This is a genomic window from Acetatifactor muris (assembly GCF_024623325.1).
Taxonomy (GTDB): domain Bacteria; phylum Bacillota; class Clostridia; order Lachnospirales; family Lachnospiraceae; genus Acetatifactor; species Acetatifactor muris.
In genome coordinates this window covers 42548-49775 of record NZ_JANJZD010000033.1, presented here as the reverse complement: position 1 = coordinate 49775, position 7228 = coordinate 42548, and the positions used below count along the sequence as shown (strand labels likewise).

10 protein-coding genes are annotated in these 7228 nt (G+C 43.8%); 5 read left to right on the top strand and 5 right to left on the bottom strand.

The window, feature by feature from the left end; all coding sequences use genetic code 11:
- The first annotated feature begins 364 nt into the window (after window positions 1-364).
- The 3 genes from NSB25_RS23110 to NSB25_RS23100 all read left to right on the top strand — a co-directional run bounded on the left by NSB25_RS23110 (window position 365) and on the right by NSB25_RS23100 (window position 2536).
- Window positions 365-796 (top strand): NUDIX hydrolase, encoded by a 432-nt coding sequence (locus NSB25_RS23110; protein ID WP_103241779.1) that lies wholly within the window; start codon window positions 365-367, stop codon window positions 794-796.
- 333 nt (window positions 797-1129) lie between these two features.
- Window positions 1130-2008 (top strand): FAD:protein FMN transferase, encoded by an 879-nt coding sequence (locus NSB25_RS23105; protein WP_172455250.1) that lies wholly within the window; start codon window positions 1130-1132, stop codon window positions 2006-2008.
- 150 nt (window positions 2009-2158) lie between these two features.
- Window positions 2159-2536 (top strand): hypothetical protein, encoded by a 378-nt coding sequence (locus NSB25_RS23100; RefSeq protein WP_242982580.1) that lies wholly within the window; start codon window positions 2159-2161, stop codon window positions 2534-2536.
- Window positions 2537-2643: 107 nt separating this feature from the next.
- Here NSB25_RS23100 and NSB25_RS23095 read toward each other — a convergent pair whose 3' ends face one another.
- Window positions 2644-2991 carry a uridine kinase family protein gene (locus tag NSB25_RS23095; RefSeq protein WP_172455248.1) on the bottom strand — a complete coding sequence of 116 codons (348 nt, stop codon included), beginning with the start codon at window positions 2989-2991 and terminating at the stop codon, window positions 2644-2646.
- 67 nt (window positions 2992-3058) lie between these two features.
- Here NSB25_RS23095 and NSB25_RS23090 point away from each other — a divergent pair, with 67 nt between their 5' ends.
- Together NSB25_RS23090 and NSB25_RS23085 are read left to right on the top strand one after the other, a co-directional pair.
- Window positions 3059-3322, top strand: a complete 264-nt coding sequence (locus NSB25_RS23090) for a type II toxin-antitoxin system prevent-host-death family antitoxin (protein ID WP_103241776.1) — start codon at window positions 3059-3061, stop codon at window positions 3320-3322.
- Window positions 3315-3617, top strand: a complete 303-nt coding sequence (locus tag NSB25_RS23085; protein ID WP_103241775.1) for a type II toxin-antitoxin system RelE/ParE family toxin — start codon at window positions 3315-3317, stop codon at window positions 3615-3617. Before NSB25_RS23090 ends, NSB25_RS23085 begins: the two co-directional genes overlap by 8 nt.
- Window positions 3618-3635: 18 nt before the next feature.
- Here NSB25_RS23085 and NSB25_RS23080 read toward each other — a convergent pair whose 3' ends face one another.
- The 4 genes from NSB25_RS23080 to NSB25_RS23065 all read right to left on the bottom strand — a co-directional run bounded on the left by NSB25_RS23080 (window position 3636) and on the right by NSB25_RS23065 (window position 7130).
- Entirely contained in the window at window positions 3636-3911 is a 276-nt protein-coding gene (locus tag NSB25_RS23080; RefSeq protein WP_103241774.1) for a DUF6061 family protein, read from the bottom strand.
- Between the two features lie 603 nt (window positions 3912-4514).
- Window positions 4515-5390 carry an ABC transporter ATP-binding protein gene (locus NSB25_RS23075; protein ID WP_103241773.1) on the bottom strand — a complete coding sequence of 292 codons (876 nt, stop codon included), beginning with the start codon at window positions 5388-5390 and terminating at the stop codon, window positions 4515-4517.
- A 4-nt stretch (window positions 5391-5394) separates the two neighbouring features.
- A complete protein-coding gene (locus tag NSB25_RS23070) occupies window positions 5395-6063 on the bottom strand; it encodes a hypothetical protein (protein ID WP_103241772.1) in 669 nt (222 codons plus the stop codon).
- Window positions 6063-7130: an ABC transporter permease gene (locus NSB25_RS23065; RefSeq protein ID WP_103241771.1), complete on the bottom strand. Its 1068-nt coding sequence runs from the start codon at window positions 7128-7130 to the stop codon at window positions 6063-6065. Before NSB25_RS23065 ends, NSB25_RS23070 begins: the two co-directional genes overlap by 1 nt.
- Window positions 7131-7228 lie beyond the last annotated feature (98 nt).

Genomic DNA, 7228 nt, shown 5'->3' with positions numbered 1-7228 from the left:
CAGCAAAGGTTGACTGGCATTTTAGGACAGGTGATGCCAGAATAAAGCTCAAGTCTTTATACCCCAGCTTTACTGCCGCCTCTTAAAAGGCGGTAGTAAGGTTAAATATCGTCATGTCAATACACTACTTTCCTTCCCTGTTTTCTACCATATTTTCCCCGGTGAAGTTCTGGAAAAGCCCGGATTTTTAGCAAAACTTATTGGAAAACTATTAGAAAGCTTTTACGGAAACTTTTGCAGGAATCTGTTTCATGAAAAAAGAAACTGTAGTATAATCACCGAAAAGAGGAATGCCTCCGCTGCCATGACCACAGGCATTGTAAGAAATGAGACAAATGAAACATAAGAATGGAGGAATGACCAAATGACAGAGGTTCGGTTTTACAAGGAAGCTGATGATGAATTACTTCAATTTGCCGTAATTATATCCAGGGCACAGAACAAATATGTATTTTGTAAACACAGAAGCAGAGATACCTGGGAATGCCCGGGAGGGCATCGGGAAGCCGGAGAAAACATCCTGGATACGGCAAAGCGGGAGCTGTATGAGGAAACGGGAGCCTTGGAATTTACCATAACCCCTGTCTGTGTCTATTCCGTTACGGCGCCGGACAATTTGAATAATGGGGAGGAATCCTTCGGAATGCTGTTTTTTGCCCAAATCACCCGTTTTGAGGCAGATCTCCACAGCGAAATTGAGGAAATCGTGCTGATGGAGGACTTGCCGGAGAACTGGACATACTCCCATATTCAGCCGCAGCTGCTGCAGGAAGCCAAAAAACGGGGATATCTGTAAACCATTTCTTAAGAAGATATACAAATCAGCATGTTTAAGGAGATAATTAAAATGCACAAAATCGATCCAAACCTACTATTTGGGAGAGCTGCTCGAACAGAAACAAGCTCCCGTTGAATCTGACCATAAACTTATATGGATGGATTATGACAGCCTTAGGGGCAGGATGTTTCTGGAAATGCAGAATTGGGCTTTGGAGCAAATCGGCAGGGACTGTGTGAACAGCTGCCGAAACCACTATGAAAGCACCATATAAGAGCCAATATAAGAACACAATACAAACACAATATGAACCAAAAAAGACTGCAAAAAATTTTCCCGGGCCCTGGCACAGTGAACACGATTGCGCTCTACGGCAATTATGCTCCGGAAACCGCGGAACAGGTGAAAAAACGTGTTCTGGAACTCCATGCACGCTTCTCTTTTTTTGAAGCGGAAAGCGACATTTTCAGAATCAATGAGCAGGCGGGCATCAAACCGGTGACGGTTCATCCGGATACTTTATTTGTCCTTTTCCATGCTCTGGCTTACGGCGCGGAAACCCGGGGCGCATTTGACATAACAACAGGTGCTGCGAACCGGCTCTGGCGGGATGCGATCCGCTGCGCCAAAATGCCGTCAGATTCGGCTCTGGCAGAAGGCTGCGGCCGAAACGGGCTTTCCGATCTGGTATTGGACGAGACAGAAAGCACCGCATTTCTGCGCAGGAAGGGAATGCAGATTGATCTGGGCGGAATTGCAAAAGGGTATGCGGCTGACCAGGCTTTACAGATTTTGAAGAAAAACAAGGTGCGTCACGCCCTTCTGAATTTCGGCGAAACCGTGATTGCCCTGGGCAGGGAACAAAAAATCGGCATTCAGCACCCGTATCAGAAAAACGGCCAGTCCATAGCCGAAGTTTCGGTGAAAAACAAGGCCGTTGTAACCAGTGGTACTTATGAGCGAGGGTTCTTTTCCCAGGGCAGGCGATACCATCATATCCTGAATCCCCGCACAGGCTGTCCGGCGGATTCAGGGCTGCTGTCCGTAACCCTGGTGGGCCAGAGCGCCATGGAACTGGATGCCCTGGCCACGGGCCTATGCGTATTGGGAAGAAACGCCGGTTTGCCCCTTTTGGAAAAACGGGGAATAGAGGCCGTTTTTATAGACAACGAGGGGGAAATCAGAATCACCCCCGGACTGCAGGGGAAATTCCTTTTGAGAAGAAATTGAGTTTATCGGGGAGGTATCCGTTTAACACTGCGTTTTTCACCCGTGCGAAGGATACGATTATCAGTGAAATTATCAGCACCCAGTCCCTGGATGTGCCAACGGTCAGCGGTGCCACATTTTCCAGTAACAGCATACTGAACGCCGTTGCGGATGCACTGGGAACCGGTTCCCCCAGGGCGGAACAGCCTGCAGACAACGAAAGCAATTCCGGAACCGATCAGCCTGAAGCTGGCAGCGGTAACGGACAGAGCGCAGAACAGCCCGGTAACCACGGCGGTAATGGACGGGGCGCAGGACAGCCTGGTAACGGCAGCGGTAATGGACAGGGCACAGAACAGCCTGGTAGCGGCGGCGGTAATGGACAGGGCGCAGGACAGCCTGGTAACGGACAGGGGCAGACAGGTGGCGGAAGACACGGAAACGGCTGGCGCGGCGACTCTGGAGGCGGACACCGGGGAAGGGGAAATTGACAGCGTAAATGGTTTCTCTTATGACTTTGACCTGCTTTGTGAGCCTGGATTTCTTTAAAAGAAGATTTTATGTCATATAAGATAAAACAGGATATTTCTATTGGCAAAAATTTAAAGGAACTTCGTAAAAACGTAGAAGAAAGCTGAATATTTCACTACACGTTCTTATTTGACGCTTACGAAATTCTCTTTTATCCAGTTCCCGATAATCTCAAGCCCTATTTGGGAAGATGAGAAACCATTTATTATAATATCCGCTTTCCATTTTGTAGGTTCAACGTATTCTCTTTGTCTTGGCTGTACAGCCTGAACATACCTGCTTAATATTTCTTCTAAATCCTGACCAAAAGATAAGTTTCTTAATATCCGTCTTTTAAATCTTTCGTCTGGTTCACAATCAACAAAAATCTTCAAATCGGATAAATTGGAAAATCTTTCATCCCAAAAAGCGAAAATACCTTCAATGATCAGGATATCCCAGTTGCAATCATGAAATATTAAAATTTTTATCATGTTACATTTTTGTTGTCGTCTGGACATAATTATGCTATAATTATGCCAAAGAAAGGAGTGAAGCATTATGCCACTTATTATACCTATTAAGGATTTACGCAATACAACCGAGATTTCTAATATCGCACACAAGGAACAGGAGCCTATTTTTATTACTAAGAACGGATATAGCGATTTGGTTGTAATGAGTAGTGAATTATATGATAAATTTGCAAGAATGAACCGCATTGACCAAGCCATATTTGAGTCTGAGCAGGAAATTGCTAACGGAGCAGAAGCAGTTGACGCAGAGATAGTTTTTGCAGAATTGGAGAAAAAACATTTTGGATAAATACAAGGTAAAAGTCAACCCCAGAGCAATCCATGAATTAGACCACATTTACGAATATATCGCAAATGAGAAATCAGCTCCTGAAAATGCCAAAGGACAGATCGACAGAATTAAGAAGTCTATTTTAAGCCTGGACACATTTCCACAGTCCCATCAAGAGCGTAATGAAGGCAGATATGCCGGAAAAGGCTACCGTCAGTTACTGATTGATAATTATATCGCCATTTTCCGCATTGATGAACCATGTAAAACAGGCTATGTAGTAACAATACAGTATCAAGGACGAAATCTATAAAACAAGCGCCAAATGGCACTATAAATCATTTGGTGCTTGTTTTGACTTAAGAATTATCTGCCATAGTTCCAACGAATCCTCTGCATCCACCCACATCTGCATATTTCCTTCAAGATAGAATCGGGCATATTCAAGCGGTTCGTCTATCGCCAAAGCATTTAAGGCACATTCAGAGCAGGGAGTAGTTTTCAATTCTTCTGCTTTATTGCAGTCTATCCGTAAGAAATAACCTGCGTGGGTGTATACGTCAATGCTGTTATGGTGGATATTGTATGTTGCATAAATCATATTCATTATTTATCTGTCCCTCTTTTCATTTTTTGAAAGCATTTCAATCAGTTTACCAATTCCCATATATTTTGTGTTATAATGTTTTATGTGATTTTGTTTCCCTCATTTTTCCCTTATCAGGGTTCATAATGCCCCATGGGAAGATATAATACAAGGGAAACAATAAGGGAAAGCTCACCTGCAATAAATTTAGTATTTTCAAGGGTTAGCAGAGAATTTATTAATAAAATATAACAGCTAATGTTTCCCTTAAAAATCATCAAATCACAATCGGAATTTGTGAAGGAGAAAATAGTAATATGAGTATGGGTATTATTGGTGAGAAAGACGGTTTTATAATACGATTAGCTGAGACAGAGGATGCAGTCAGCTATTATGAACAGAATTATTGTCCAAGCCTGCAGACACTGAAAACAGTTCCAGTACAAAACAGCCTGAAACTTTTAATATGTTATCAAAGACGGCTGCAAACGTAGTCACCTGCAGCCGTCCTTGATGAAAAGTCCCTCGGCCCCGGCTTCATATATTCGGTATTATGATAAAATAGAATTAAAATTTCGATTATCAGCCTGTATCTGGCGACGCCAAAAGGTGCAAAAACCTTTTTTACCTCTCTTTATTCGCAATATAAATATAAGCATCCTCAAGTGTTGCCTCACAGGGACTGCATTCCACCTGGGGCTGCGTTTCACTGATTAATTTCATCTGTAATTCCTCCCCCGTATACTGTTTCGATGAAACATGATATTTCTTTTCCAGTTCCCTTACCGTCCCTCCCTCTTTTGTCTTACAAATCCAGACATGGCCTCTTGCCTGTTCCAATAATTCCTTCATGTTTCCTGCATAAAGAAATTTCCCATGTTTCATCACTGCAAGCTGATTGCAGGTTGCCGCCAGGTCTTCCACCACATGGGTGGAAAATAAAACGGTACGCCCTTCTGAAAAATCAACCAACAGATTTCTGATGCGGATACGCTCTTCCGGGTCTAACCCGGTTGTAGGCTCATCCACAATTAAAAATTCCGGGTCATTTAAAAGCGCCTGAATCAGCCCAACCCGCCGCTTCATGCCGCCTGACAACTGCTTCATCTTCTTTCTGCGCTGCTCTGACAGGTTTGTCTTTTCCAGATAATAACTGATGCGTTCTTTACAGACCTGCCTGGGTATACAGGATAAATCCCCCATATATTCCAGGCATTCCTGTACTGACAGGCCAGGATAGAGATCTATTTCCTGGGGCAGATATCCTATTTTCCGACGTATTTTTTCATAATTTTTCTCTGTGTAAAGTATTCCGTCTAAGGTTACCCTGCCACTGGTTGGCGATAACACGGTTGTAAGCACACGCATAAGCGTTGTTTTTCCCGCCCCGTTTTCCCCGAGCAGCCCAAAGACTCCCTTTGGGATTTCCAGGTCAGCGTGATTGACTGCCGTTACCTTATTCCTGAATGTTACCGTTAAATCCTCTATCTTCATTCCCATAGCCTTACCCTCTTTTCCTGATGATTGCAGGCAATGCAGCCATTGCCAGGATTCCGATACAAATACAGACAACTTTCCCATATATCCAGTTAAAATCACTGCTGTCCTCTAAATTTCTGAACGAATAAGAAAACAGGTTCCATGCGCCAAAGATTCTGTCACCGAGGACGGAATTGGTAATCGTCCAAAGCACCAGGCAGCCTCCGATCCCCACCCACATATTCCGAAACAGGCAGGAAATCAGATTGGATAAAATCCCCCAGAAGCCAAGCGTGACAGCCATGGCCGCTAAACAGACGAAAAACCGACACATTTCGCTTTCCGAGCCGTTCTCCATAATGTATGTGATTGGATTTTGGAACAGAAAAAACAGGCCATAGGAGACGGCTGCAATAGTCAGTAAGAATAGCTCCTGTATCGCAATCCGTCTGTAAATACAATGAATTCTCTTTTTCATAGGGCATAAACGCCAGATTTCTGACCGCCTGCTGACAATTTCCTGCGTATAGGTATCTGCGCAGAATGTGAACGCAAGGATTGCCATGGGCGCTTCCAACGCAATCCCTATTTCGTTGGAATAGGCCACCCCTCTGACAAGGCTTAAGACCAGGGCAAAGAATACTGCGTAAGCCTGTTTTGGAAAGGTCAGGGAAATTTTTATATCACGCGTCATTATACCCGCCTCCTTTTCCAAATCTGCATTGAGAGAAAGAGGATGCACACAGCGGCCAGGATAAGGAAACTCTGATTCAGCAAGATCATCGGCGGAGGGGCGGTATCAAAAAATCTTCCCGGGAACCGCACCATAATCGCCAGGGGTCTGCCGTAATATCCATAAATGCCTTCCCTATTTCTGCTTCCCATATTGGAATATATGATATAGAGAAATAACAGCGGCACAGCCGGAAGCGGACTTTTAAACACCAGTGAAATCAGGCTGTAAACGCTGACAATCATCAGCATGTTCGGCAGGATATAGAGAACGCTTGCCAATAAAAAGTCCGTCAAATGAACCTCCATCTCAAATCCGCTGCTTCTCGTCGCAATAAGGCAAATCCCAAAAAAGATCAGGTTTAAGACAGCGAGCGTTATCAGGCAGACTGCAAAACCACCCCCTGCTTTTCCCCACAGATAGCTTCCTGCGCTGACAGACTTTGTATGAAGAAGCTCATAGGTATTTTTCCTGGTATCCTGCATAAATAAAGCGGATAATAAAATAGTTGCGAAAAATCCCATAAACACCCCCGCGAAATCGGCAAATTTTCTGGAAAAATAGTACGAAAATGCATTGTTTTCCAATTTTCCCGCTATATAAGAATTGATTTCTTCAGGACTTCCTTTACGGATGGCCGTATCATTATAGTCATAATATGCACTATTAAAACCATACTTTTCCAGATGGGCGCAGGCTGCCGTAATATCCATTCCCTTCATTTCATCGATTACGGACTGCGCTTCCTCATTGTCCATCCGGAATACGGAAATCAATGTTTCCCGTATCCGTTCTTCCCACATTTCCCGCCGCAGCCCTTCCTCCGTGGGCACATATCCGTGAATAACATCTCTATCCCCATAGGTTTCCGGTTCCGTGTCCACAATGGTTTCCCCTTCCTCAAAATAGTGGATCTTCAGATAGGGGCTTACATTTAGAAATATGATCAAAACACCAATCGCAACGCCAAACCAGAACAGAGGGTTTTTCATATCATTTTTCACCTCTCTTTTCAAAATTGACCACATAGCCATGCCTCCTTAATTCCAGTGATTCTATAATCAAAATACTATTATCTAAATGCTATTATCCAGGTTCTATAATAGAATCTAAAACATGATTCTAT

What these genes read in the sequence shown, in the direction of transcription:
- NSB25_RS23110 (WP_103241779.1), top strand. Translation starts at nt 365, where the DNA reads ATGACAGAGGTTCGGTTTTACAAGGAAGCTGATGATGAATTACTTCAA.
- NSB25_RS23100 (WP_242982580.1), top strand. Translation starts at nt 2,159, where the DNA reads ATGCACTGGGAACCGGTTCCCCCAGGGCGGAACAGCCTGCAGACAACG.
- NSB25_RS23095 (WP_172455248.1), bottom strand. Translation starts at nt 2,991, where the DNA reads ATGATAAAAATTTTAATATTTCATGATTGCAACTGGGATATCCTGATC.
- NSB25_RS23090 (WP_103241776.1), top strand. Translation starts at nt 3,059, where the DNA reads ATGCCACTTATTATACCTATTAAGGATTTACGCAATACAACCGAGATT.
- NSB25_RS23080 (WP_103241774.1), bottom strand. Translation starts at nt 3,911, where the DNA reads ATGAATATGATTTATGCAACATACAATATCCACCATAACAGCATTGAC.
- NSB25_RS23075 (WP_103241773.1), bottom strand. Translation starts at nt 5,390, where the DNA reads ATGGGAATGAAGATAGAGGATTTAACGGTAACATTCAGGAATAAGGTA.
- NSB25_RS23070 (WP_103241772.1), bottom strand. Translation starts at nt 6,063, where the DNA reads ATGACGCGTGATATAAAAATTTCCCTGACCTTTCCAAAACAGGCTTAC.
- NSB25_RS23065 (WP_103241771.1), bottom strand. Translation starts at nt 7,130, where the DNA reads ATGTGGTCAATTTTGAAAAGAGAGGTGAAAAATGATATGAAAAACCCT.